Annotated in this window: 23 protein-coding genes and 4 pseudogenes; 15 read left to right on the forward strand and 12 right to left on the reverse strand. The window is 59.3% G+C overall.

Going from position 1 to position 22,100, the window contains the following annotated elements; all coding sequences use genetic code 11:
• Positions 1 to 71 precede the first annotated feature (71 nt).
• Positions 72 to 1,051 (reverse strand): annotated as a pseudogene (locus AC0KW6_RS20995) (IS110 family RNA-guided transposase).
• 151 nt (positions 1,052 to 1,202) lie between these two features.
• Between AC0KW6_RS20995 and AC0KW6_RS21000 the strand changes: the two are divergent.
• Positions 1,203 to 1,758: pseudogene (locus AC0KW6_RS21000) on the forward strand (IS110 family RNA-guided transposase); the annotation flags it as partial.
• A 297-nt stretch (positions 1,759 to 2,055) separates the two neighbouring features.
• Here the strand turns inward: AC0KW6_RS21000 and AC0KW6_RS21005 are convergent.
• Together AC0KW6_RS21005 and AC0KW6_RS21010 are read right to left on the reverse strand one after the other, a co-directional pair.
• Positions 2,056 to 2,313 (reverse strand): annotated as a pseudogene (locus AC0KW6_RS21005) (hypothetical protein); the annotation flags it as partial.
• A gap of 139 nt (positions 2,314 to 2,452) precedes the next feature.
• Complete coding sequence (locus AC0KW6_RS21010) at positions 2,453 to 3,781, reverse strand: FliI/YscN family ATPase (protein WP_474035990.1); 1,329 nt, start codon at positions 3,779 to 3,781, stop codon at positions 2,453 to 2,455.
• Between the two features lie 88 nt (positions 3,782 to 3,869).
• Here AC0KW6_RS21010 and AC0KW6_RS21015 point away from each other — a divergent pair, with 88 nt between their 5' ends.
• From AC0KW6_RS21015 to AC0KW6_RS21055, 9 genes are read left to right on the forward strand one after another with little or no spacing between them, the layout of a single operon-like run.
• Positions 3,870 to 4,259 (forward strand): FlgB family protein, encoded by a 390-nt coding sequence (locus AC0KW6_RS21015; RefSeq protein ID WP_323781148.1) that lies wholly within the window; start codon positions 3,870 to 3,872, stop codon positions 4,257 to 4,259.
• 12 nt (positions 4,260 to 4,271) lie between these two features.
• Positions 4,272 to 4,664, forward strand: coding sequence for a flagellar basal body rod protein FlgC (gene flgC, locus AC0KW6_RS21020; protein WP_024092263.1), 393 nt, complete (start codon positions 4,272 to 4,274; stop codon positions 4,662 to 4,664).
• Between the two features lie 22 nt (positions 4,665 to 4,686).
• Entirely contained in the window at positions 4,687 to 4,983 is a 297-nt protein-coding gene (gene fliE / locus AC0KW6_RS21025; RefSeq protein WP_323781140.1) for a flagellar hook-basal body complex protein FliE, read from the forward strand.
• A gap of 3 nt (positions 4,984 to 4,986) precedes the next feature.
• Positions 4,987 to 5,259 (forward strand): flagellar biosynthetic protein FliQ, encoded by a 273-nt coding sequence (locus AC0KW6_RS21030; RefSeq protein ID WP_323781137.1) that lies wholly within the window; start codon positions 4,987 to 4,989, stop codon positions 5,257 to 5,259.
• The gene (locus tag AC0KW6_RS21035) at positions 5,259 to 5,975 is read left to right on the forward strand and encodes a flagellar hook-basal body complex protein (protein ID WP_323781134.1); all 717 of its coding nucleotides are present in this window, start codon (positions 5,259 to 5,261) and stop codon (positions 5,973 to 5,975) included. Before AC0KW6_RS21030 ends, AC0KW6_RS21035 begins: the two co-directional genes overlap by 1 nt.
• A gap of 10 nt (positions 5,976 to 5,985) precedes the next feature.
• Positions 5,986 to 6,771, forward strand: a complete 786-nt coding sequence (flgG, locus tag AC0KW6_RS21040; RefSeq protein WP_323781131.1) for a flagellar basal-body rod protein FlgG — start codon at positions 5,986 to 5,988, stop codon at positions 6,769 to 6,771.
• Complete coding sequence (gene flgA / locus AC0KW6_RS21045) at positions 6,771 to 7,193, forward strand: flagellar basal body P-ring formation chaperone FlgA (RefSeq protein WP_323781128.1); 423 nt, start codon at positions 6,771 to 6,773, stop codon at positions 7,191 to 7,193. Before flgG ends, flgA begins: the two co-directional genes overlap by 1 nt.
• Positions 7,193 to 7,933 (forward strand): flagellar basal body L-ring protein FlgH, encoded by a 741-nt coding sequence (flgH, locus tag AC0KW6_RS21050; RefSeq protein WP_323781125.1) that lies wholly within the window; start codon positions 7,193 to 7,195, stop codon positions 7,931 to 7,933. The genes flgA and flgH overlap by 1 nt, the downstream gene beginning before the upstream one ends.
• Before the next feature lie 8 nt (positions 7,934 to 7,941).
• Entirely contained in the window at positions 7,942 to 8,439 is a 498-nt protein-coding gene (locus AC0KW6_RS21055; RefSeq protein ID WP_323781122.1) for a flagellar basal body-associated FliL family protein, read from the forward strand.
• A gap of 85 nt (positions 8,440 to 8,524) precedes the next feature.
• Here AC0KW6_RS21055 and AC0KW6_RS21060 read toward each other — a convergent pair whose 3' ends face one another.
• The 9 genes from AC0KW6_RS21060 to AC0KW6_RS21100 form a co-directional block, all read right to left on the reverse strand.
• The gene (locus tag AC0KW6_RS21060) at positions 8,525 to 8,923 is read right to left on the reverse strand and encodes a hypothetical protein (protein WP_474035992.1); all 399 of its coding nucleotides are present in this window, start codon (positions 8,921 to 8,923) and stop codon (positions 8,525 to 8,527) included.
• Complete coding sequence (locus tag AC0KW6_RS21065; protein ID WP_323781117.1) at positions 8,920 to 10,008, reverse strand: EscU/YscU/HrcU family type III secretion system export apparatus switch protein; 1,089 nt, start codon at positions 10,006 to 10,008, stop codon at positions 8,920 to 8,922. The genes AC0KW6_RS21060 and AC0KW6_RS21065 overlap by 4 nt, the downstream gene beginning before the upstream one ends.
• Positions 10,005 to 10,784 (reverse strand): flagellar biosynthetic protein FliR, encoded by a 780-nt coding sequence (locus AC0KW6_RS21070; RefSeq protein WP_323781115.1) that lies wholly within the window; start codon positions 10,782 to 10,784, stop codon positions 10,005 to 10,007. The genes AC0KW6_RS21065 and AC0KW6_RS21070 overlap by 4 nt, the downstream gene beginning before the upstream one ends.
• The gene (gene flhA / locus AC0KW6_RS21075) at positions 10,781 to 12,814 is read right to left on the reverse strand and encodes a flagellar biosynthesis protein FlhA (RefSeq protein WP_416361551.1); all 2,034 of its coding nucleotides are present in this window, start codon (positions 12,812 to 12,814) and stop codon (positions 10,781 to 10,783) included. The genes AC0KW6_RS21070 and flhA overlap by 4 nt, the downstream gene beginning before the upstream one ends.
• Positions 12,815 to 13,262: 448 nt before the next feature.
• Positions 13,263 to 15,698: a hypothetical protein gene (locus AC0KW6_RS21080; protein WP_474035994.1), complete on the reverse strand. Its 2,436-nt coding sequence runs from the start codon at positions 15,696 to 15,698 to the stop codon at positions 13,263 to 13,265.
• Entirely contained in the window at positions 15,695 to 16,564 is an 870-nt protein-coding gene (motA, locus tag AC0KW6_RS21085; RefSeq protein WP_024092250.1) for a flagellar motor stator protein MotA, read from the reverse strand. The genes AC0KW6_RS21080 and motA overlap by 4 nt, the downstream gene beginning before the upstream one ends.
• Positions 16,565 to 16,641: 77 nt before the next feature.
• Positions 16,642 to 17,256 carry a MotE family protein gene (locus tag AC0KW6_RS21090; protein WP_323782451.1) on the reverse strand — a complete coding sequence of 205 codons (615 nt, stop codon included), beginning with the start codon at positions 17,254 to 17,256 and terminating at the stop codon, positions 16,642 to 16,644.
• Positions 17,256 to 17,702, reverse strand: a complete 447-nt coding sequence (locus AC0KW6_RS21095; RefSeq protein WP_323782455.1) for a hypothetical protein — start codon at positions 17,700 to 17,702, stop codon at positions 17,256 to 17,258. Before AC0KW6_RS21095 ends, AC0KW6_RS21090 begins: the two co-directional genes overlap by 1 nt.
• A gap of 9 nt (positions 17,703 to 17,711) precedes the next feature.
• A complete protein-coding gene (locus AC0KW6_RS21100) occupies positions 17,712 to 18,236 on the reverse strand; it encodes a flagellar basal body-associated FliL family protein (RefSeq protein ID WP_323782466.1) in 525 nt (174 codons plus the stop codon).
• Between the two features lie 119 nt (positions 18,237 to 18,355).
• Here AC0KW6_RS21100 and fliF point away from each other — a divergent pair, with 119 nt between their 5' ends.
• The 5 genes and pseudogenes from fliF to AC0KW6_RS21125 all read left to right on the forward strand — a co-directional run.
• On the forward strand, positions 18,356 to 20,029 hold the full coding sequence (gene fliF, locus AC0KW6_RS21105) for a flagellar basal-body MS-ring/collar protein FliF (protein ID WP_323782457.1): 1,674 nt from the start codon (positions 18,356 to 18,358) through the stop codon (positions 20,027 to 20,029).
• Positions 20,029 to 20,628, forward strand: a complete 600-nt coding sequence (locus AC0KW6_RS21110; RefSeq protein ID WP_323782460.1) for a FliH/SctL family protein — start codon at positions 20,029 to 20,031, stop codon at positions 20,626 to 20,628. Before fliF ends, AC0KW6_RS21110 begins: the two co-directional genes overlap by 1 nt.
• On the forward strand, positions 20,621 to 20,917 hold the full coding sequence (locus tag AC0KW6_RS21115) for a FliM/FliN family flagellar motor switch protein (protein ID WP_474035996.1): 297 nt from the start codon (positions 20,621 to 20,623) through the stop codon (positions 20,915 to 20,917). The genes AC0KW6_RS21110 and AC0KW6_RS21115 overlap by 8 nt, the downstream gene beginning before the upstream one ends.
• A complete protein-coding gene (gene fliP / locus AC0KW6_RS21120) occupies positions 20,914 to 21,657 on the forward strand; it encodes a flagellar type III secretion system pore protein FliP (protein ID WP_323782463.1) in 744 nt (247 codons plus the stop codon). Before AC0KW6_RS21115 ends, fliP begins: the two co-directional genes overlap by 4 nt.
• A gap of 299 nt (positions 21,658 to 21,956) precedes the next feature.
• Positions 21,957 to 22,100: pseudogene (locus AC0KW6_RS21125) on the forward strand (IS5/IS1182 family transposase); the annotation flags it as partial.

A 22,100-nucleotide genomic window follows, 5' to 3' on the forward strand; every position in this document is an offset into this window, starting at 1 on the left:
TCCCTGCAAGTTCACGCATCAGCCCAGCACGGTAGCGTCTTTCTCCTGCTCACCGTGGCGGGCCAGTTTCTTCACGCGACTGGCCGCGCAGCAGTGTTTTTACAGGCCTCGCCCGACATCATCATTTTCCACGCGATCCTGGCGATCTTATTGGCCAACGCGACGGCCGCGAGTTTCGGCGGCTTGCGCTTGAGCAGATCGATAAGCCAGGGCGAGGCGGTCCTGCCTCTGCCCGCTCTCATCTGTCGAAGCAACGAAGTCGCGCCCACGACCAGTGTTTTGCGCAGGGCCTCATCGCCCGCTCGCGTAATAACACCGAACCTGACCTTACCAGCTGTCGAGTGATCCCTGGGGGCAGGCCCATCCAGGCCGCAAACTGTCTTCCGGATGCAAACTGCTCCGGTGCCGGCGCTTTCATCACCAGCAATACTGCACCGATCGGTCCGACACCGGGGATCTTCGCGAGGCGGCGACAACATTCGTTGCTGCGGTATCAGGTCATCAAACTCGCCTCTATCTCTTCCAGGCGCTCCCTCAGCTGCGCAAATTCATCCGCAAGTGACGTCAACAGATCGCGCGCCAAGGCGGGGACGTTTTCATCAGCCATGATGCGTTCCAGAAGGCGCGGAATATGAGACACGCCTTTGGCCGCGGTCAGTCCGAACTCGGCCGCATAGCCACGGATTGTATTGGCAAGTTGCGTCCGGGAGACGACAACACGCTCGCGCATGCCCACATGCATCAGTGCCGCCTATTGCTCGGCGCTCTTCACCGGAACGAACCGCATCGTCGGGCGGCTCATCACCTCGCACTGCGCTTCAGCATCGGCCGCATCATTCTTGCCGCGCTTCACGTAAGGCTTTGCAAACTGAGGCGCAATTAGCCTGACCTCATGACCGAACCCCGTCAGCAACCACGCCCAGTGATGCGAGGCACCACAGGCCTCGATCGCAATGACGTTCGGCGGACATTTCGCAAAAAATCCCACCATCCCCTTCCGGCGCATCTTCTTGCGAAGAACCGGTTGTTCGGCGGTGTCCACGCCATCCAGTTAAATCACGTGCTTTGACGTACCCATGCCAATAGGGATAATCTGATCCACGGACGGCTCCTTCATTTGAGATCTTCAGACTCACTCTGGCACATTTCGATGCCGTTCAGAGGCCGTCCACTCCAACAAGGTGGGAGCCCAACAATCCATTTTGGGAGGCGGTCAAGTCGGAGATTACACGGTCGGACTGGATCTGGCGAAGAAGGTGTTCCAGGTCCATGGTGCTGACAGCAAAGGCTGTGCTGTCTTGCGCAAGAAGCTCAGAAGGCTTCAGGTGCTTGAGTTCTTCGCCAAGTTGCCGCCCTGTCTGGTGGCGATGGAGGCCTGCGGCGGCGCGCATTTCTGGGGTCGGGAGCTGGCCAAACTCGGCCACGGCATCAAGCTCATCCCGCCCGTCTATGTGAAGCCCTTCATCAAGCGGCAAAAAAATGACGCGGCGGACGCTGAGGCGATCTGCGAGGCGGCGCATAGACCGAATATGCGCTTCGTGCCTGTGAAGAGCGAGGAAACGCAAGGAGGCGGCCAGTGTCTTCCGCGTCCGGGAGTTGCTCATCCGGCAGCGCACCCAGGCCATCAACGTGCTCCGCGGACATCTCACCGAGTACGGCTGGGCCGTGCCACAGGGTGCGGCAAATGCCCGGCGCCTGAAAACGATCCCGGGCATCGGCCCGCCGATCGCCACGGCCATGGCGGCGCAAGGTCCGCCAGCGGTCGCGAGGTCGTCGGAGCGGAGGAGGGCTGAGAGCAGCTTGGCGCAAGGGTCGTGAAACGGGGTCGGCAGAACCAGAGTGCTACAGAGTGCCATCGAGCACGCGGCTTTGATTTGGTTCCGGCCCGCAAACACCATGCGGGCCCGCGGCATGACGATGGCCGCATCACGAGGCCGGATACATGTCAGTCCCCGACACCGCGCCAAATTGCTCTAAGAAACCTCTTGCGCTAGGGGCGGTTAAACATGTTGCACAAGCCGGGTTCTGAGCGCAGATCCGCTTTCCCCAGATGGATTAAACCACCGCCTTTGTGACAGGTATGCCAGGTACGGTGTAGCGGCTGAGCACGGCAAAGCGGAGGCGAATTTCCGAAACCTGCCGTTCACATTCTCTTGCCATGAGGCGTTGCCCCGGAAGCTTTACACAATGCATCCAGTCGTCGGGAAAATGGTCCCCCGGACCATTTTCTGGCCCTCCTCATATCTCGACACGGCTTCGGCGCGGGTATCCGCTCCATCCCCGCCGCAAGGCTTGACCAAGGCATAACGAGGCATTGCGCGTTCAGCGGGGAAACAGCTGCTCATTCTTCGCCGCTATCATGCTGAATTCTTGCAGTGAATTTTCGCCAGGGGCAGTGCAACAAATCAGCCTGAAGCAGCCTTTTCTGTTCTTGTATTTGAAAATAACCGGATCACCGTCCGGCCTTGGCGCGGCGCAGCAAAAGAAGCAGGCGGTTGAAACTGCTGGTGATCCCTTCCGGATCTTCGCGGCCAAAGAAACCGTCCAGCTCTGGCCAAAGTTTTACAGCCTTGTCCAGCACCGCATCGTTCCCCTCGGCATAGAGACCGGCCCTGATCATCACTTCCGACTGTTCATAAGCGCCCAAAAACTTGCGCACATCCTGGATTGCCGCGTTTTCATCGTCTGTGGCTGCGGCAGGCAGGCTTCGGGATACTGAGCGTGAAACGTCAATCGCCGGAAATCTGCCGCGTTCGGCGATTTCCCGGTTCAGCACAATATGACCATCCAGAACACCGCGAAGAATATCCGCAATCGGTTCGTCCATGTCGGAACCGGCCACCAGAACGCTGAACACGGCGGTGATATCACCCTGCCCGTCTGCACCAGGCCCAGCCCGTTCGCACAGACCGGTGATCAGCGGCGTTACGGATGGGGGATATCCGCGCAGTGCAGGCGCTTCACCCGAGGCCGCAGAAATTTCCCGGTGCGCCTCGGCGAAGCGGGTAACCGAATCGGCCAAAAACAGAACATTTTTGCCTTGATCGCGGAAATGCTCGGCCACTGTCATGGCGGCCCAGGCGCAGCGGCGCCGGACCAGCGCGGACTGATCCGACGTGGCCGCCACCACAACCGCCCGGCGCATGCCATCGGGGCCCAGGACCTGTTCCACAAAGTGGTTCACCTCCCGGCCGCGTTCCCCGATCAGCGCCATGACCACTACATCCGCTTCCATTCTTTTGGCCAGTTTTGCCAGAAGCGACGATTTTCCGACGCCGGAGCCTGCGAAAAGACCCACCCTTTGGCCGCGTACAATAGGGAGAATCGTGTTCAATACGGCCTGCCCCGTCGCCAGACGCTCCCCCATCGGCCGCCTGCCGGCGGCTTTGGGCGGGGACGCCATCAGATCCCGGGGCACGGCCCCTGGCAGCAACGGGCGGCCATCCAGCGGCTCGCCGAAAGGATCGATCACCCTGCCGATCCAGTGATCGCTGGGCAAAAACTCCGGCGAAGGACGCAGCACCACCGGGTCGTCAACCGCGGCTCCATCCGGTGCTCTGTCTGGCAACATGCTGATATTATTTCCATAAATCTTCAGAACCTCTCCATGCAATTCGTCCTGCGGGCCGCGCCGCAGCACTAGCCGGTCACCGATCCTAGCGGCAGCAGCCAACCCGCTGACTTCGATTTCCCCGCCAGAGATCGCGGTCACCCTGCCCATCTGCGTTGCCAGACGTTTTCCGGCTATTTGACGGGTCAGTGCTTGCAGCTCTGCTTTCATTGCAGCGGCCTCCATTGATGTCCTGCAAACAATTTCTAAAGGAATCGGGGTTAAGCCTTGATTGAAATCGATCAAGGGAGAAACCCTGGTGTTCACAGAACTGAACGTATTCAAAATTTCTCATTCCATGGCGGTCCATGCCGGCAAGCGCCAGGCATTGGTGTCCCAGAATATCGCCAACGCCGATACGCCCGGCTACCACGCCAAGGACATCAAGCCATTCAAGGACGTCTTTGCTGCCGGGGCCCGACCGAGCAGCATGATGGCAACCCGGGCCAGCCATCTGAACGGCACCGCCGATGGTGGAATGGACTGGGCTGTCACCTCAAGCGAGGATGGCAGCGATCCTAATGACAACTCAGTGTCTGTCGAAACCGAGCTGCTGAAAGGTGTCGAAGTTTCCCGGCAGCACAAGCGGGCCCTGGCCATCTACAAATCCTCGATGAACGTCCTGCGCGCAAGCCTTGGCAAAAATTAAGGAGGATGAGAGATGAGTGAATTTTCCAGAGCCCTTTCCGTCACTGCCAGCGGTCTCAAGGCGCAAGCCTCGCGCCTTCGCCATGTGTCCGAAAACATCTCCAACGCTGATACTCCGGGGTACCGGCGCAAGACCGTGCCGTTTGAAGCCGTGCGCGAGCTGCAGACGGATGTGGAGCATGTGCGTACCGGCCGGGTCACATTGGACCGCAGCGATCTGGAGGAAGTTTACGACCCCTCGCATCCGATGGCCGATGAAAGCGGGCATTACGACGGCTCCAATGTCGATCTGATGATCGAGATTGCGGACGCCCGTGAGGCCCAGCGCAGCTATGAAGCCAACCTGAAGATGTTCGAGCAGACACGCACGATGTCCGCATCACTTATGGACCTATTAAGACGTTAACCAATACAATTGGAGATCCAGAATGGATATTCGCAGTTTTTCCGCCGCAACCGGCTATGCCGCTGCCCGTCCTGCCACCAAGGCCGACCCTGAACATGCGGGATCCGGCGCAGGCGCCCGCCTGAAAGAGAGTTTTGAGAATTTCGCGGCGACTCTGCAGCAAAGTGAACAGGTCTCAATGCAGGCGATGACCTCAGGCGCCGACCCGCACGCTTTGGTGCAGGCCCTGGCGCAGACCGAACTGGCAGTCGAAACCGCAGTGACAGTGCGCAACAAAGTCGTCGAAGCTTATCAGGAAATCCTGAGGATGCCGGTTTAAGCCATGATGAGCGAAAGCCTCTTCTATGACACACTGCGCCAGGCACTGTGGGCCGCCGTCACCATGTCGACGCCGATCCTGTTTGTCGCTCTGGTTGTCGGTCTGGCCATCGGTCTGTTTCAGGCTCTGACGTCGGTGCAGGAAATGACCCTCACCTTCGTGCCCAAGCTGACAGCAATCCTGGTCGTGTTCTGGATGACAATGGGCTTCATGACACAAACGCTGGTGGCCTTCTTCCACGGCCACGTTGTTCCGATGATTGCCGGAGGCTCATAATGGAAAATGCAGGCTATGCAACTCTGTCACGCCAAACGGGCCTGATGCGGGAGATGCGCGTCATTGCCAACAATATCGCGAACTCGGCCACCACCGGTTACCGCCAAGAGGGCCTGATCTTCTCGGAATTCGTGCAGTCCTCGCCCGGTCAGCAGTCGCTGTCAATGTCGCGTGCGAATATCTTCAATACCTCGATGGAGCAGGGCCAGCTGACCAAAACCGGCGGCTCCTTCGATTTTGCGATCGAGGGCGACGCCTTCTTCATGGTGGAAACACCGCAAGGCCAACGGCTGACCCGTTCCGGAGCTTTTTCTCCCAATGCCGATGGCGACCTTGTGACCATGGACGGATACCGGGTGCTGGATGCCGGCCGCGCGCCGGTCTTTGTTCCGCCGGATGCCGGCAAGATCGAAGCTGGGGCGGATGGCTCGCTCAGCGCAAACGGGCGGCTGCTGGGACAGCTTGGTCTGTTCAAACCGATGGAGCAGCACACGCTGGTGCGCGAGGATGGTGTGATGTTCCGCGTCGACGGCGAGATTGAGGACAATTTTGACGCGAAGGTGCTGCAAGGCTTTCTTGAAGGCTCCAACGTGAATGCGATTTCCGAGGTGACCCGGATGATCGAAGTCCAGCGCGCCTATGAAATGGGCCAAAGCTTTCTGCAGGCGGAAGACGAACGCATCCGCAATGCCATCAAAAACCTGATCAAGACCTAGGAGAATCCAGATGCGTGCCTTGAAAATCGCAGCCACCGGCATGAGCGCTCAGCAATTGCGGGTGGAGACTATCTCCAACAACCTCGCCAATATGAACACCACTGCCTACAACGCCCGGCGCGCCGAATTCGCCGATCTGCACTATCAGCAGATCTCGCGGGCCGGCACCGTCAACGCGTCGGACGGCACGGTGCTGCCGACTGGCGTCCAGGTCGGCCTGGGTGTGCGCCCCGCCGCCGTCTCGGTGCATCTGGCGCAAGGTGCGCTGCAGCAGACCAACAATGACTTGGATCTCGCCATCGACGGCAAGGGCTATCTTGAAGTCACACTGCCGTCTGGCCAGACCGCCTATACCCGCGACGGCGCGTTGAAACGCTCGGCTGAGGGGCTGATCGTGACATCTGACGGTTTCGCGGTGTCGCCGGAGGTGACCATTCCGGATGATGCCACCAGCATCTCCATCAACGCTGAGGGCGAAGTTTACGGCTACTTTGATGAAACCTCGGCAGCTCAGCTGCTGGGCCAGTTCACGCTGGCGGGTTTTACCAACCCAAAAGGCCTGGAAGCGATCGGCAGCAATCTGTTCACCGAGACGGAAGCTTCAGGCGCTGCCACAGTGTCCACGGCCGGCGAAGACGGGCTCGGCACCCTGCGTCAGGGCTATTTGGAAGCCAGTTCGGTGGACGCGGTGCGCGAGGTCACTGAATTGATCGAAGCCCAGCGCGGCTACGAAATGAATGCCAAGGTCATCTCGGCTGTCGACCAGATGATGGGTGCAACGACACAGGTGCGCTGATGAAACTTGCTCTTGCCTGTCTGACCGCCGCCGCCCTTTGCGCACCGCCTGTCTGGGCGGAATATCTGATCCCGCTGCGCACCATACGCGCAAAGGCGATCGTCAATGCCGAAGACCTGGCCCTGAAGAAAGGCGAGATCCTTGGTGCACTGTCAAACGCGGCAGCGGTTGTCGGTCAAGAGGCGCGCGTCGCCTTGTACGCAGGTCGGCCCTTGCGGGCCGGCGATATCGGCCCGCCAGCTATCATTGAACGCAATGACCTGGTCACTTTGACCTTCCGCCAGGGGGGGCTGACCATAGCGGCCGAAGGCCGCGCCCTGGGGCGCGGCGCCGCTGGTGAGGCCGTCCGGGTCATGAATCTTAATTCCCGCACCACCGTAACAGGGCGGATCGCGGCAGACGGTTCCGTTGAGGTAAACTGATGAACAAGAAACTTTTCCCCGTCAAACCTCTGCTCTTCGGGCTTGCCCTGCTGGGTGCCTGCGGCCGGATGGATCATATGGGCAAACCGCCCTCCTTCACCCCGTCCAATGAAAGCTCCGAACATGTTGCGATGCTGTACCAGGGGCTGCCTGCGCAGACACAGAACCGGCGCACTGTTGACGGCGCATCTTTGTGGAGCGGCTCGCAGCAATCGCTGCTGGGCGACCGCCGCGCGATCAAGCGCGGCGATATTCTGACCGTGGTGATCGAGATCGATGAAGAGGCAGAGATTTCCAACGACACCCAGCGCTCACGTGCAGGGTCCGAAAGCCTGAACATGCCGCATCTGCTGGGTCTGCCGCAGCGTCTGGACAGAAAACTGCCGGAAGGTGCCAGCTCTGCCGAAGCCGTGGAACTGGGCAGCTCCAGCTCTGCGGGCGGCAAGGGATCCGTCAAGCGCAGCGAAAAGCTGGAACTGCGGGTTGCGGCGACTGTTGTCGACGTTCTGCCCAACGGCGTTCTGGCAATCAGCGGCACCCAGGAACTGCGGGTGAATTTCGAACTGCGCGAACTCTTGGTGACCGGCTATGTCCGGCCGCAAGACATCAGCCGCCAAAACGAGATCACCTATGACAAGATCGCCTCAGCCCGTGTGTCCTATGGCGGCCGCGGCCAGATCACCGATGTTCAGCAGCCGCGTTACGGCCAGCAGCTGCTCGACGCCATTCTGCCGTTCTGAGGGTTGATATGTTTTCCAAACTTCTTCCAGTCATCCTGCTGATCATCGGGACCGGGGGCGGCATTGGCGCCGGCATCATGCTGGCGCCTCCGCCTGAGGAACATAAAGCTGCTGCCGACGGCAAGGCCGCCCCAACCCCGAAAGAGGCCGAAGTGGAAGCCGCCGAAGACAGCGAAGAGAACCAGCGAGAATACATCAAAGTCGGCGACCAGTTTGTGGTCCCGATTGTGGAACGCGACCAAATGACATCCTTGGTGGTGATCTCGCTCAGCCTTGAGGTCAAGAAAGACATCGCCGAAAAGGTGCATTCCTACGCACCCAAGTTGCGGGATGTTTTTCTGCAAGTTCTCTTCGACCATGCCAATATGGGTGGTTTCCGCGGGGCTTTCACCCGCTCAGATGTGCTGGAGCCCCTGCGTACCGCGCTGCGCGAAGCGGCAAAGAAACATCTCGGCAAAGGCGTCTATGACGTTTTGATCATGGAAATATCACGGCAGGACGTCTGACCGGCGGCGTCCAGCAGATCCAACAAAGGAATGGCCGCTCCTGGGCCCGGAGCGGCCTTTTAGTTTGTGCCGTACTCAGGTTTTCTCAGCCGTCCAGAAGCCGCTCCATAAAGGCCTTTGCCTGATCTGCCTTGCGCCGCTTGCGTTCGGACCCTGCCATGGTTTCCACCGCGTGTTTGCGCCCAAAAGCTTTGCGCAGCTGATCCATCATCCGCAGCTTTTGCGCCGTGGCCTGCGCCAGCTCCAGGTTCAACTGGCGCCTGGTGCGGCTATGCCAACCTTGCCACAACAGATCTGCCCCTAAGGCCTTCATTGTGTGATCGCTGTCCGCCTGTGCCCGGGCGGCCTGCACCTGGCTGTTCAGCTTGGCCAGCTGGCCGCGGAGCTGCGCCTCCCTGGCCAGCGCCGGCTGTATCTTAGCATGTTCCTGCATATACTGCGCGGCGGTCACAGCCGCCATCTGATCCAGCATTTTCTGCTTCATGTGATTTTCCCTTTTGCACGCTTGCGCATCTCTTCAGCAAACCGGATGGCCGCCGCCACCGGCGCGTAATGCTCCTCCAGAATTTCACCGCCGATCTCAATCGTGGCATGCATAGCCCGCGCCGTTGGCGGATCACTGTGAATCGGGACACCGTTTTCATTGGCAACACGCCGGATTACCGCGGCCACTTCATCAACGCCCTTGGCAACGCAGACCGGCGCGGATCCCTTCTCACGGCTCCATTTCAGCGCCACTGCGTAGTGCGTCGGGTTGACGACCACGACGTCGGCTTTGGGCACATCGGCCATCATCTGCCCCATCGCGATCTGCTGGCCGCGCTGACGGCGCTGGCCTTTCATATGGGGATCGCCTTCCGCTTCTTTCATTTCGTCCTGGATTTCTTTCCGTGACATCATATTCTTGCGGCGGTGCTCAGCATGTTGAAACGCGGCGTCCACAACACCAATGGCCAGCGCGATGACTAGCGCTAGAAACAGAAACTCCATCGCCAGCTGCGACAGCATCAGGACAACTGATTGCGGACCGGTGCCGGAAGAAGCGATCATCTCCGGCAACCGGAAAGACAGGTAGACGCCCAGGCAGACCGAATAGAGCACCAGCTTCACAAAGCTTTTAAAAAACTCGAACAGACCGGATCTGCCGAATTTGTTCTTGGCCCCCGAGATGAAAGAAATACGGGACAGCTTCGGCTCCAGCTTGCTGGGCGCAAAAACCAGCGCACGCTGACCGACGATCGACAGCAGCACCAGCCCAAAGGGAACCAGGAACCACGGCAGAACAGGGCGGACGGAACTTCCGATAAAACCACCGACAGGTGCAGCGGCGGGCCCGTCGAAGAACAGCGGCGCCAGCTTGTCCGGCTGGTCCAGAAAGGCCATCAGAGCGGTGCCGATCCCCTCAACGCTGCTACTGCCGGCAGCATGGACTGCGATGATCAGGCCCAAGTATGCTGCGGCTACCGACAGATCCGTGGATTTGGCAACTTCGCCTTTCTCCCGGGCTTTGCGGAGCTTCTGTTCCGTCGGCTCGAATGACTTGTCTGAATCGTCGTCCTGTCCGCTCATGGCATTCCGCCTCCGGGGTTCGACATAAAGGTCATCAGAGCCGTAGACCAAACATCCAGAATCATCGGACTGCCGACCATCAGGATGAACAGTCCGCCGAAGGTGATAGCCGGCGCGCCGACCATGGCCACCATCAGCTGAGGCATGGCCCGGTTAATCACACCCAAGGCTAAATTGTAGATCACAGCTGTAATGACAAAGGGTGCCGCCAGGGTAAACGCCAAAGAAAAGCTTTGCGAAACCCGGTACACACCCCATTCCGTCAACCCGGGCGCTGCGGGGAACTGACCAGCGGGAAACAGCTGGTAAGAGCCGATAAGCAGTTCCGCCGCCCGGATATGCAGCCCCATCATGACAGCAAGGGTCACGCCGGAAATCATCAGAACGGCCCCCAAAGCCGGCATCGGCTCTGCTCCGATGCCGCCCAGAACCTGTGACAACGACGTGCTTTGCGCCGCCATTGTGCCGGCCGTCTGCAACGCCAGAACAAAGATCCGGACGCCAATGCCCAGAGCCAGGCCAATGATCGCTTCGGCGGCAGCAAACCGGGCAAAGTCTACAGCACCATCCGGTTCAGGGAGAGCCGGAAGAGCAGGCGCCACCACAAAAGTAAAAGCCGCAGAAACTGCAAGCTTGACCCGGGTGGGGACATACAACTCCCCCACCGCAGGCAGCACCGAGACCATCGCCGACACCCTCAGGAAAACAAGTGCAGCATGCCAGAACCCTGCTCCCAGCAGCGCAATAAGTTCCGGCGGCAGAAAGTCCAGGTTCATGCCTGCACCATGCCAACCAGGGCAGGCCGCGCCTCAAGACCAATTTCTTCGAAGGAGAGCACCGGGTTGGTGATGCCCCGCGATTTCAGAATGGTCTTCAGATAACGGCGGCGGCGGGTCGAGGTCACTACGGCGGCAAACACACCTTGGTCGGTAATTGCCGACAGCTTTTCGGTCAGCCCGTCCGCAAGCGTATTGAACAAATCGGGCGGCAAGGCGATGTCCAACCCGGCACCCTGCGAGTCCACTTGATACGTCGAAAATTTATCTTCCCATTCCGGCGCCAGCTGAATCAGCGGAATGGTCCCGTCCTCGCGTTTCATCTCGGCCACCAGCTGGAAACCCAGCCGCTGCCGCACATGTTCACAGATCAGCTCAGGCTGGGGGGTGTGCAGCCGGGCTTCGGCAATCGATTCCAAAATCAGCGGCATATTGCGGATGGAAACCCGCTCCTCCAGCAGCAGACGCAGCACCGAATGCAAGGTATCCATCGGAACCTTCTCCGGCACGAGCGCATCCAGCAGCTTGCGGTTTGCCTCAGCCCGGAAGTCATCGGAAAGCTGCGTCATCTCATCCAACAGGCGGCGCAGCGACTTGAGAGTCAGAAGGCGGGAGAAATTCTGCTTGATGATCTCCAGCAAATGGGTCGCGAGGATTTCCGGCGGGGTGACCACGGTAGCCCCGGCCAAGGCGGCCTGCTCCTGCGCCTTGGCAGAAATCCAGCGGGCCGGCGCGCCGTATACCGGCTCGGTCACATCAGTGCCGGGCGGCAGCGCGTCATGATTGTCCGGCATCAATGCCAAGACCATGTCGGGATGCAGAGTGCCACGCACCTGCTCAACCCCCTGCACCTTGACCACATAGGTGCCTCTTTCCAGCTCATGCTGGTCGGTCAGCCGGATTTCGGGCAGGATCAGGCCAAAAGTGGTGGCAATGTGGGACCGCATGTTGGCAATCCGCGCATCCAACCCGGTTCCGGCATCAAGTACCATGCTGACCAGGTCCGGGGAAAACTCCAGATGCAGATCATCCAGATCCAGAATATCTCCAAGCGGCCGGCTTGCATTGGGATCTGCAGCTTCTTCGATCTTTTCCTCGATCTCCGCCTCTGCGTCATCCTGCTTTTTCTTTGCCATGCGGAAAGCTGCGTAACCCAGCACGCTGCCTCCGGTCACGAACGGCAGGAACGGCAGACCGGGAACCAGTGCAAACAGGATCATCAGCACGGCAACAGTTGTCAGCGCGGCGGGATGGCGGCCGAATTGCTCGAACAGGGCGGTATCTGTGGCACCGGTGGTCCCGCCGCGAGCCAGCAGCAGAGCCGCAGCAATAGAAATGATCACAGATGGGATCTGCGACACCAGACCGTCGCCCACGGTCAGGATGGCATAGGTTTCAAACGCGCTGCCTACCGGCATGCCATGGACCAGAACGCCCATGATCAAACCCATGACCAAGTTCAGCAAGGTGATCAGAAGCCCGGCAATAGCGTCGCCTTTTACAAACTTCGAAGCACCATCGAGTGAGCCGAAGAAAGTGGTTTCCTGCTGATCACGCTCCCGGCGTTCCTTGGCGGTCTGGTGGTCGATGGCACCGGCCGACATGTCGGCGTCGATCGCCAGCTGCTTGCCGGGCATTCCGTCCAGTGCAAACCGGGCGCCCACTTCGGCCATCCTGGCGGCCCCCTTGGTGATCACCATGAAGTTGACGATCAACAGAACCCCGAACACCACCAGACCCAGGAATACGCTGCCCCCCATCACAAACTGGGCGAAACCTTCGATCACATTGCCGGCCGCGTCGGTGCCGGAATGCCCCTGGCCGATGATCAGTTTGGTAGAGGATATATTCAACGACAGCCGAAGCATCAGCGAGGCCAGAAGAACCGTCGGGAAGGAGGAGAAATCCAGCGGCCGCTCGATGAAAAGGGTGATGGTAAAGATCAGGATGGCAAGCCCAAAGGAGGCCGCCAAACCAACATCAAGAACCCAGGCCGGCATTGGCAGGATCATCATCACAATGATCGCCATCAGCGCCAGCGCAAGCAGCACGGTCGGACTGAAAAGTTGTTCTGTGGTAAGCTTAGGCACAGTTCAGGCCCCGCAAATTGCTGGCGTCCGATGGATGGACTGGCTGGAGCATTGTGATCGCCAGCGAGGGCCGCGCAGACAGCAGACGATCAGGCGTTGCATTACCGGCTGCCGGCAATCGGTGCCTGTCGCTCTCAATGTACCGAGCTTTCTGAACGGCACTCGTTACTGAGCGCGCCGTGAATTCTGCGTCTGTTGCGCGCAAAAACAGCCCCTTCGGGCAAAGTCTTAAATAGTATTCCGGCATTCTGCCCATTCCAAATCAGGATTCACCCGATCATCACGTTACCGGCAGCCAGTTGACAAAGTGTTATCAGCACAAACAGGGGCCGCCTTTGATCAAGGCGGCCCCTGTTTGTGTGAACGGACCCGCAGTCCACCGGAAACCCTAAGGGCGCGCCAAGTCGGTGCCAACTTTGGTCAACAGATCAGCAATGCCGCCGCGGGTGCCCGCGCTGCTTTCGACCAAGGCCCGTGCATGGGCCAGCGGAGACAGACCTTCCGGATCTTGCGCAGTTTCGCCAATTTGTGTGGTGACGGAAGCAACCGCGCCGAATTGCGCGTCATTTCCTGCCTCCATCGCTTCGATGGCTCCCAGGTTTTCTGAATGCCAGAACCCCCGGGCAGCTGCATCGGCCTCATCTTCGGCAAGAAGGTACTCTCCGGCCCGGCCGTATTCACCATTGCGCCACAAAGCTTTCGCACGCATCCGGTTGGCTTCGGAACCGTCCAGCCCCATCAGTTCGACAAGGGCCCGATGCGGTTTGTCCAATTCCAATGCGGCCTCGGCCATCATCAGGCGCCGGGCTTCGTTTTCCGGCTCCAACGCGAGCTTGGCCAGCAGGTTCTGTGCTTGTTCGGCAAATCCAAGGTCCAGCAGCCGCCGGGCGACAGCCGGTGCTACCGGCGCAGCTTCCGTTGCGCTTGCCTGACCCGAGAAAACCAGTGCGTACTGCAAGAACGTCACGTCATCCGCACGTTCCGCCAACAGCAGCATCAACGGTTCCAGCGCTGCCGACCTCGCCTTCGGGCCGTCCTGCTCAGACAGGCTGTTCAGTTCTTCAAATGCCTCCTGAAACTGCCCCATCAAGGCCAGCGAAGCGACCTGCGCCTGACGCAACTCCGACCCAAGCTCAGTGCTGCGGTTTTCAAGTTCATATGAGGCAATCAAATCCGGCACATCAGGAGACAGCGCCTTGCGCTCCTTTACGCTGAGGGCAACCAGATCAATCAATGCCGCCGGTGCATTTCCGGTTCGTTCCGCAACCTCGCTGGTAAGCTCTTCGGCCATCTTTTCGGTATTGCCCGCCAATTCCGCAATGGCCGCCTCAGCCAAATTGATTTCCGGAACGTCCTCGACCCCGGTGCGGTCAACCGCTCTCAGCACCGCCTCGGCGATGTGGTGATCTCCGGCTTCGGCAAACATCTTGCTGATCCGCGGCCCCAAGTGCACCCGCAGGTGGGTCGGCATTTTGGAGAAGGCTTGCTGAATGGCATCGGTATTGGCGCTTTTCTTGAGCAAACCATCTGCCAGGGCGCCCCACAGGGCACTGTCGCCTCCGCAAACTTGCTGTCCTGAGAACGGATGGTTCACCGGCAGAACGGCCCCATCCATCAGCATCGCCATTGCATCAAGGAACTCGTTTTCCGGCGCATCCTGATCTTCCGGCGGGAGAATCGTCAGAATGGAGCGGGCTTCTGCGCCAAAACCAAAATAAAGATACATCCGTGCAAGCGCAAATACACTTGCTGGATTCACATCATCAAATTCCCGGACCAAGGCGCTGCGCAGCGGTGCCAGCTGATCCGCAAACGGGCTTTCATTGCCCCAAGCATAGACTGCAACACGACGGTCTTGCAAACAATGCTCTGCTTTACCGCTGCCATCAGCCAAGGCAGCCATCAGCCCGGTTTCACGATCGATTGCGGACGTGACCGAGATGTGATCCAACGGGTTCAATGGCCTGTCTGCAGGGCCCAAAGGATCCAATCCAACGGCGCGGTCCCCGCTTGGAAACCCATTTGCAGCCACATTCAAAAGACCCTGGTTTGCGGCCCGTCCGATCTGTTGCAGCAGCCGCTGCTCGGAATCCTTGACCGCTGCCGCGCGTTCAGTCTCTTCCATATTGAACAGCATTCCGGTTTCAGGCAGCCCGGATGCCGCTTTGGATATCACGGTTTCTGTCTGAACCGGAACGCGGTTGCGATCCAGCAGCAAAGCAAGGTCCCCAGCTTCTTCTTGCTGTTCGGCGGCGCTCGGTTGCGGCGCGTCTTCGGTATCTTGCGGCCGGACCGATTGCGCCGGATCCGCCCGCCCGGCAACAGCCGCTGCCAGTTCCAGCGCCATCCGCGCGTCGGCCGCGGCCGATTGAGAGAAACTGAACCTGTAGCCAGTTTGCGCGGCCCGCGGGGTGAGCGGCAGAATACTCCCCTCAGCAGAGTACTGCGGCTGTGTTTCCGGCTTCCCTCCGTCACGGATATCGAGCACCAGGTAGCCATTCTCCTGCACATAGGAAGTGACTGTGCAAGCGCAGCCCAGCTGCATCCGCAGCGGCTGACCGGGCCCGTTCTGCGCCAGCGATTTCAAGCGGGTGCGAGGGATCAGGTCGAAGACCCGCGATGTATCGAAAACGGCCTCCGGCGCGTCAAGGTTCACTGTCGCCGTGGTGCCGCTTTGCGCCAGCGACCAATCCGCGCCATCCGGCAAGCGCATCACCAAGCGAGTGAAGCCATTGTGCTCACCAGAGCGGGTCACAATTGTCTGCGCCTGGACAGTGCCGGCCGTCAGAAGCGCTGCTGCGGTGGCAAGTGCTCGCCAAATCATGCTGCGTCCTGTTTCACCGATTTGAGGGCTTCTTCTAGCTCCGCAAAGCCGGGGCGGAAATGAGAAGGTGTGTTCTGGCGGCCCACCTCAATGCAGATTGCCGCTGCATGGTTATGCAGATTGGCCACCAGAACCTCACGGATAAGCTGGTAAAAATGCGCGTCTTCTTCGGTTACCGCTTTCACCTTGGTCGCAAAGGGACCCACGAGGCCATAGGCCAGAAACACGCCAAGAAAGGTACCGACCAAAGCGCCGCCAATCAGCTTGCCCAGAACTTCCGGGGGCTGATCGATGGAACCCATGGTTTTGATGATCCCAAGCACCGCCGCGACAATCCCCAGCGCCGGCAGCCCGTCTGCCAGGGTTTGCAAGGCATGGCTGGAGTGCATTGCATGGTGCAGGTTGGCTTCCATCCGCTTTTCCAGAACTTCTTCCACCTGGTGCGGATCGTCATAGTTCATCGAGGCCGACCGCATGGTGTCGCAAATCAGGTTCACGGTTTCCTTGTCGGCCAGAATCTTGGGGTATTTATTGAAGACAGAGGAGTTTTCCGGATCTTCGATGTGCTGCTCCACTTCGACCGGGTTGGCCCGCGCGATCCGGATCAAAGCAAACAGCAGGCACAGCAGGTCGCGGTAGTCATCCGGCTTCCACTTCGGTCCCTTGAACACCTTACCGATGTCCTTCAGCGTATGCTTGATACCGCCCATATCATTGCCGATCAGAAAGGCACCAGCTCCGGCACCACCGATCATCATCAGCTCAAAGGGCATGGCTTTAATGATGATCGCCATCTTCCCGCCGGCCAGGAGATAGCCGCCGAAAACCATGACAAAGATCACCACAATGCCTACAATCCCGATCATGGGTCCACTCCGAATTACATTTGTTTTTATTAGCTTAGGTGAGTCTTCCTAAGGAAAGACTAAGCGGCGGCGCCATATCATTCCTTCGGCACGGCGCCGTTACGGCCAGCCAGAACAACACTGATGGTATAGGCAGCTTCCGGGCTCAGACCTGCCATGATTCCCGCCGCAGCCTCGGGCTGCATCCGAGCGAGGAAACCGGCCGCAAAGGCAGGGTCCATTTCCTCAAACAAGGCCGCGGCCTCTTTGGGTTTCATCTGCTCATAGACCGACGTCAGACGCGTCACATCCGCTTCGGTAGCACCATCCGCCAACGCGAGGGTTGCCCGTAAATTCTCTTCTGCCTGTTCCAGCGCAGCCAGTTTCCTGTCGATCGCCTGATCAGCAATTTCCAGGGCTTTCATCCGGTCCTGAATTTCAGCTTCGCGGGTGGCTAATACCTGTTCCCGCTCCTTAAAGGCTGCCAGCATCGTTTGTAGCTCTGCAGAAGTGGGCATCGAGTCGCGCTGCGGTTGCCCCTTGTGAGGCTGCACTTCGCCGCCAGGATCCTGCAGGCTGGCCACTTCGCGGGCAATAGCAGGCCCCGCCTCAAGAGCCAGCCTCACAGCGGCAGAACCCATCAACAGCAGCGCCAGCATCATCAATGTGCCGCTGCGCCGGAACCGCCTGGTTTTCTTTGCTGCCTTTGCCATTACGCCACCCGGTTCTGGCTGCGGTTATGACGGACGAACATCAGGCCGGAAGGCTTTGCCTCGTCCTTTTCTTCAGCAGACGGCTGCGAATCGGCCTCGTAGGCGGCAGCCATCGCTTCGTCCTCGGCAGGGGGGCTGGCGGCCGGAGCCGCAGTTCCGGCCTCGGGGATGTCATGCATGGATGCCATCATAAGCTCCAGCCGCTGGGCCACCGATTCGGCCCGTCCAGTCAGTTGCTGCAGCGCCTTGCTGGAGCCATCGGACACATGTTGCGCCGATTGCAGCGACTTGTTCAGATCATCGACTTGGGCAGACAGCACGGCAACTGCACCGCCCACGCCTTTTTCCAGGTCATTGAACCGCTTCAGCCTGCGCGACAGCACCAGACAATAGAATCCGGCCCCCAGCGCACCAGCCGCAAGCAGGATATCAGCAATAATCTCCATCCTGTCCTCCTAGTTAAGTACGAAATCCATAATCAGCAGATCACGCACCCGGCCCTGGCCGGTTGCAATATTGATCCGACGCAGCATCTGCGCCCTCAGTTTCGGCAGCGCCATCGGATCGGTCAGATCCTCCAGCTCCAGTGCTCTCAGATAGCTGTTCAGGACATCGATAACCCGCGGCAGGATTTTCTCGACCTCAGCCTGATGAGCCAGGTCGACTTCTAGTTGCGCGCGGAACCGCAAGTGTTTGATACCGCTACCTTTGCGCAGGGAAATCACAATCGGATCCATTTCGATAAAGGCGAGATTGGCGATATCCTCCGCCGTCTCACCACTGTCCACGCCTTCTGGCGCCGCTTCGGCCGCATGCAGCGGTTCGGGTGCTGCTTTCCGACCAAAGGAAAGAAGGCCTGACTGAACGGCAAAGAATCCTCCGCCTGCCCCTGCCAATGCCAGCACCACCCCGATGATCAGGGGCATTTTGCTTTTCTTGGTCCGGGCTTCTGCTTCCGTATCTGCTGCAGCGTCTGTCATGGCTATTCCTAAAACGTCGTGCAGCATCTTCATAACCTGCGAGGAACTAACCGAATGTTAAGGCCGATCCGTCAAAAAGGTTGCACGCCGGAGAGAACGCCGGTGCGACGGAGGTTAATGTGCAGCAGATCAAGAATGTCTGGGCTGAAATGGACATGCGAAAGCGTCTGATAGCCGTGGGTGCCACGGCAATTATGATTCTCAGCGTGATCGCGATGTCCCATGTGGCAAGCAAGCCAACAATGACACTGCTCTATGCCGGGCTGGAAAGCGGTTCGGCAGGAGATGTGGTGCGGGCGCTGGAACAGCGCGGCGCCAAATATGAAGTGCGTGGCAGCTCAATCTACGTGCCATCAACACAGCGTGACGAACTTCGGATGACACTGGCCAGCGAAGGCCTGCCCGCCAACGGCGGCAAAGGGTACGAGCTGCTCGATTCGCTCAGCGGTTTCGGCACCACTTCGCAGATGTTCGACGCCGCATACTGGCGCGCAAAGGAAGGCGAGCTGGCCCGCACTATTGTTGCCGGCCCGCATGTGAGCCAGGCACGGGTGCATATTGCCAATACCGGCTCGAATCCCTTTCAGCGCACCGTGGAACCCACCGCATCGGTTTCGGTCGTGCCGATGGGATCCCCCATCACACCTGCGCAGGCCAACGCCATCCGCTTTCTCATTTCGTCTGCGGTAACCGGTCTTGCCGTTGAAAACGTTGCAGTGATTGATGCCAACGGTGCGTTGATCGGGTCTTCAGATGCCACCGCAGCGGCCGGAGCCGGGACGGACGACCGTTCCCAGACGCTTCGCGACCGGGTGATGCGCCTGGTTGAAGCGCGCGTCGGCCATGGCAATGCGGTGGTCGAAGTGAGTGTCGCGACCGTCACCGATACCGAATCAATCCGGGAAAAGCGGGTGGACCCGAAAAGCCGTGTCGCCGTCAGCACTGACGTCGAAGAGCGCGCCGACTCCTCTACCAACCAATCCGGAGAGGTCACGGTCGCTTCCAATATTCCCGACGGAGACGCAGCCTCTGGCCAGGGTTCAAAAGCCAATACCAGCGCCACCCGGGAGCGGATCAACTATGAAATATCGGAAACCGAGAAAGAGATCCTTCGCGGCCCCGGGGCCATCAAGCGCCTGACCGTCGCGGTGCTGGTCAATGGCTCTGCAGTGACGAATGACGATGGTGAAACTGTCTTCCAGCCTCGGCCGGAGGATGAGTTGGCGGCCTTGCGGGAGCTGATTTCCGCCGCTGTCGGTTTTGACGCCGACCGCGGGGATGTAATCACCCTCAAATCCATGGAACTGCCGGCGGTGGAGCCGCAGGGTACCGTGGCCACAGCGTCCTTCATGGAGAACTTCTACTTTGATGCGATGTCGCTGATCCAGATCGCGGCACTGGCTCTTGTCAGCCTGATCCTGGGCTTGTTCGTTGTACGCCCGATCCTGTCGAATCAGGCAGTTCCGGTGGCAGCGCTGCCTGGTCCGGATGGTGGCGGGCTGCCCGGGTTGCCAGGAGCCGGCGGCGGCGGCTTCATGACCGCGCCGGATCTTGGTGCCGGACTCGCACTTGAGGGGGAAATTGAAAACAACGAAACCGGACAGTTCGAACCGTTGGGCGATCTGCCGGCAATGGGCACCGGTGGCGACATGATGGGAGCGGCCGGCTTTCCGGCATTGGGCGGCAGCACGGATGACCCGGTCGACCGTCTGCGCAACCTGATTGGAGAGCGGCAGGAAGAAACCGTCCAGATCCTCCGCGGCTGGCTGGAAGAAAACAAGGAGCAAGCCTGATGACGATTGCACATCTGCTCGAAGACTTCGGCATGAACACCTCTGCAGAGCCGGCCCTGCCGGCTGTTTCCGAGGAACTTATAGAAGAGCAGCGGCTGGCGTCATTCGAGAACGGCTACAGCGCCGGGTGGGATGATGCCGTAGCGGCGAAAGACAAGGAAAGCAGCCGGATTTCGGCCGAGCTGGCCAATTCTCTGGAAGATCTCAGCTTTACCTATCACGAAGCGCAAAATCAGCTGCTCGAATCGCTGGACCCGATGTTCAAGGTGCTGACCAGTGCGGTTCTGCCGGATGCTATGGCCGCGTCGTTCGGGCATCATATTGTTGATCAGCTTTCTGATATGGCCAAGGGGCAGACCGGCCAGCCGATGCAGATCGTGGTCTCTCCCGGGGAGGCGGCACCGGTGCGCAGCCTGCTGCCGGACAATTTCTCCGTTCCGGTCACCGTGCAGGAAGACAGTATGCTGTCTCCTGGCCAAGCCTATCTGCGCATTGGCAGCAGCGAATGCGAAATCAATTGCGACGCCCTTCTAGAATCGATCCAGGACTCGATAGAAGCCTTCACCTATCACGCAAAAGAGGACAGCCAGTATGGATGATGCAGCCGACCTGAACATGAAATCCGCTGATGCAAACAATCCCTTTGTCTCGGTTCCCGTCGAAGTTGTTGTCTCAGTCGGTAAAGCCCGGCCGCTGATCCGTGATCTGGTCAACCTTGGCAAAAATGCAATTCTGACTTTGGACAAACGTGTCGAAGACCCGGTGGACCTTTATGTCGGCGACCGGCTGGTCGCCCGCGGTCAGCTCGAAGAGCTGGAGGGAGATCAGGCTGGCCAGCTGGCCGTGCGCCTGACAGAAATTGCCGATCTTCAAAGCGGTTTGGGATGACACAAAAGACTATTGTGCGGGCGGTCCTGGCTGCAGCAATCCTGCTGGCCATGCCGCACACCGCCCTGGCTCAAGAACTGAGCCTTTCACTGGCAGACGGCGAATCGATCTCCGCCCGCTCGATCCAGCTGATCCTGCTGATTACCGTGCTCAGCCTGGCGCCTGGCCTGCTGATCATGATCACCTGTTTTCCGTTCCTGGTGACGGTGCTGTCGATCCTGCGCCAAGGTATCGGGCTGCAGCAGGCACCGCCCAACATGCTGATCATCAGCCTGGCGCTGTTCCTGACCTATTTCGTGATGGAACCCGTGTTTACCGAGGCCTGGACCACTGGCATCAATCCGCTGCTGGAAGAACGGCTGGAACCGGGAGTCGCCATCACCCGCAGTTTGGAACCTTTCCGTGCTTTTATGGCCAACCGGCTGGATCCGGACACGTTTTACGCAATTGCGGACCTCAGGCCGGAAACCCAAGGTATGGACCCGGTGCCCGAAGCCCCGCTGTCGGCGCTCGTCCCCAGCTTCCTGCTGTCGGAAATATCGCGCGCCTTTCAAATCGGTTTTCTCGTCTTCCTGCCATTCCTTGTCATTGATTTGGTTGTTGCGGCAGTCCTGATGTCCATGGGGATGATGATGGTGCCGCCTGCAATCGTGTCTCTGCCCTTCAAACTGGCATTTTTTGTTGTGGCGGATGGCTGGAGCCTGATCGCCACCGCTTTGGTACGCAGTTACTACCCCTGAACTCTGCCAATGATCTGGAGAAAGCCCAGGCACCTGTATGCTGGCCGGGCTTTCCCTTGATCGCAGTCACTGCAGACAGGCCCCCAAAATTGGGTCTGAGGCAATTCCGCAGCAGCTCCGACATGCCAAACACTATATTTCGGCAGGCTTTAACTGAGGCTGCCGACGGCTTCACAGTTTTCACGGCGGGTTGTTCTGCCAGCAGGTCTCAAGACCGGTCAGGCTGAACGTGTTAGGGTCAGGATGCATTGATTTCCGCCGCACTGCATGATTCACGGCTCGGAAAATGGAGCTGTGACATGAGCGATCTTTTCTGGCTGACCGACGAGCAGATGGCCAAGCTCACCCCCTTTTTCCCGAAGCCGCATGGCACAAGCCTCGGGCCGATGACAAACGGGTGCTGAGCGGGATTATCTTCATCAATCGCAATGGGTTGCGCTGGC

Source organism: Leisingera sp. SA215 (assembly GCF_055902035.1).

What these genes read in the sequence shown, in the direction of transcription:
- AC0KW6_RS21010 (WP_474035990.1), bottom strand. Translation starts at nt 3,781, where the DNA reads ATGAAAGCAGAGCTGCAAGCACTGACCCGTCAAATAGCCGGAAAACGT.
- flgC (WP_024092263.1), top strand. Translation starts at nt 4,272, where the DNA reads ATGAGTGAATTTTCCAGAGCCCTTTCCGTCACTGCCAGCGGTCTCAAG.
- fliE (WP_323781140.1), top strand. Translation starts at nt 4,687, where the DNA reads ATGGATATTCGCAGTTTTTCCGCCGCAACCGGCTATGCCGCTGCCCGT.
- AC0KW6_RS21030 (WP_323781137.1), top strand. Translation starts at nt 4,987, where the DNA reads ATGATGAGCGAAAGCCTCTTCTATGACACACTGCGCCAGGCACTGTGG.
- AC0KW6_RS21035 (WP_323781134.1), top strand. Translation starts at nt 5,259, where the DNA reads ATGGAAAATGCAGGCTATGCAACTCTGTCACGCCAAACGGGCCTGATG.
- flgG (WP_323781131.1), top strand. Translation starts at nt 5,986, where the DNA reads ATGCGTGCCTTGAAAATCGCAGCCACCGGCATGAGCGCTCAGCAATTG.
- flgA (WP_323781128.1), top strand. Translation starts at nt 6,771, where the DNA reads ATGAAACTTGCTCTTGCCTGTCTGACCGCCGCCGCCCTTTGCGCACCG.
- flgH (WP_323781125.1), top strand. Translation starts at nt 7,193, where the DNA reads ATGAACAAGAAACTTTTCCCCGTCAAACCTCTGCTCTTCGGGCTTGCC.
- AC0KW6_RS21055 (WP_323781122.1), top strand. Translation starts at nt 7,942, where the DNA reads ATGTTTTCCAAACTTCTTCCAGTCATCCTGCTGATCATCGGGACCGGG.
- AC0KW6_RS21060 (WP_474035992.1), bottom strand. Translation starts at nt 8,923, where the DNA reads ATGAAGCAGAAAATGCTGGATCAGATGGCGGCTGTGACCGCCGCGCAG.
- AC0KW6_RS21065 (WP_323781117.1), bottom strand. Translation starts at nt 10,008, where the DNA reads ATGAGCGGACAGGACGACGATTCAGACAAGTCATTCGAGCCGACGGAA.
- AC0KW6_RS21070 (WP_323781115.1), bottom strand. Translation starts at nt 10,784, where the DNA reads ATGAACCTGGACTTTCTGCCGCCGGAACTTATTGCGCTGCTGGGAGCA.
- flhA (WP_416361551.1), bottom strand. Translation starts at nt 12,814, where the DNA reads ATGGCGATCATTGTGATGATGATCCTGCCAATGCCGGCCTGGGTTCTT.
- AC0KW6_RS21080 (WP_474035994.1), bottom strand. Translation starts at nt 15,698, where the DNA reads ATGATTTGGCGAGCACTTGCCACCGCAGCAGCGCTTCTGACGGCCGGC.
- motA (WP_024092250.1), bottom strand. Translation starts at nt 16,564, where the DNA reads ATGATCGGGATTGTAGGCATTGTGGTGATCTTTGTCATGGTTTTCGGC.
- AC0KW6_RS21090 (WP_323782451.1), bottom strand. Translation starts at nt 17,256, where the DNA reads ATGGCAAAGGCAGCAAAGAAAACCAGGCGGTTCCGGCGCAGCGGCACA.
- AC0KW6_RS21095 (WP_323782455.1), bottom strand. Translation starts at nt 17,702, where the DNA reads ATGGAGATTATTGCTGATATCCTGCTTGCGGCTGGTGCGCTGGGGGCC.
- AC0KW6_RS21100 (WP_323782466.1), bottom strand. Translation starts at nt 18,236, where the DNA reads ATGACAGACGCTGCAGCAGATACGGAAGCAGAAGCCCGGACCAAGAAA.
- AC0KW6_RS21110 (WP_323782460.1), top strand. Translation starts at nt 20,029, where the DNA reads ATGACGATTGCACATCTGCTCGAAGACTTCGGCATGAACACCTCTGCA.
- AC0KW6_RS21115 (WP_474035996.1), top strand. Translation starts at nt 20,621, where the DNA reads ATGGATGATGCAGCCGACCTGAACATGAAATCCGCTGATGCAAACAAT.
- fliP (WP_323782463.1), top strand. Translation starts at nt 20,914, where the DNA reads ATGACACAAAAGACTATTGTGCGGGCGGTCCTGGCTGCAGCAATCCTG.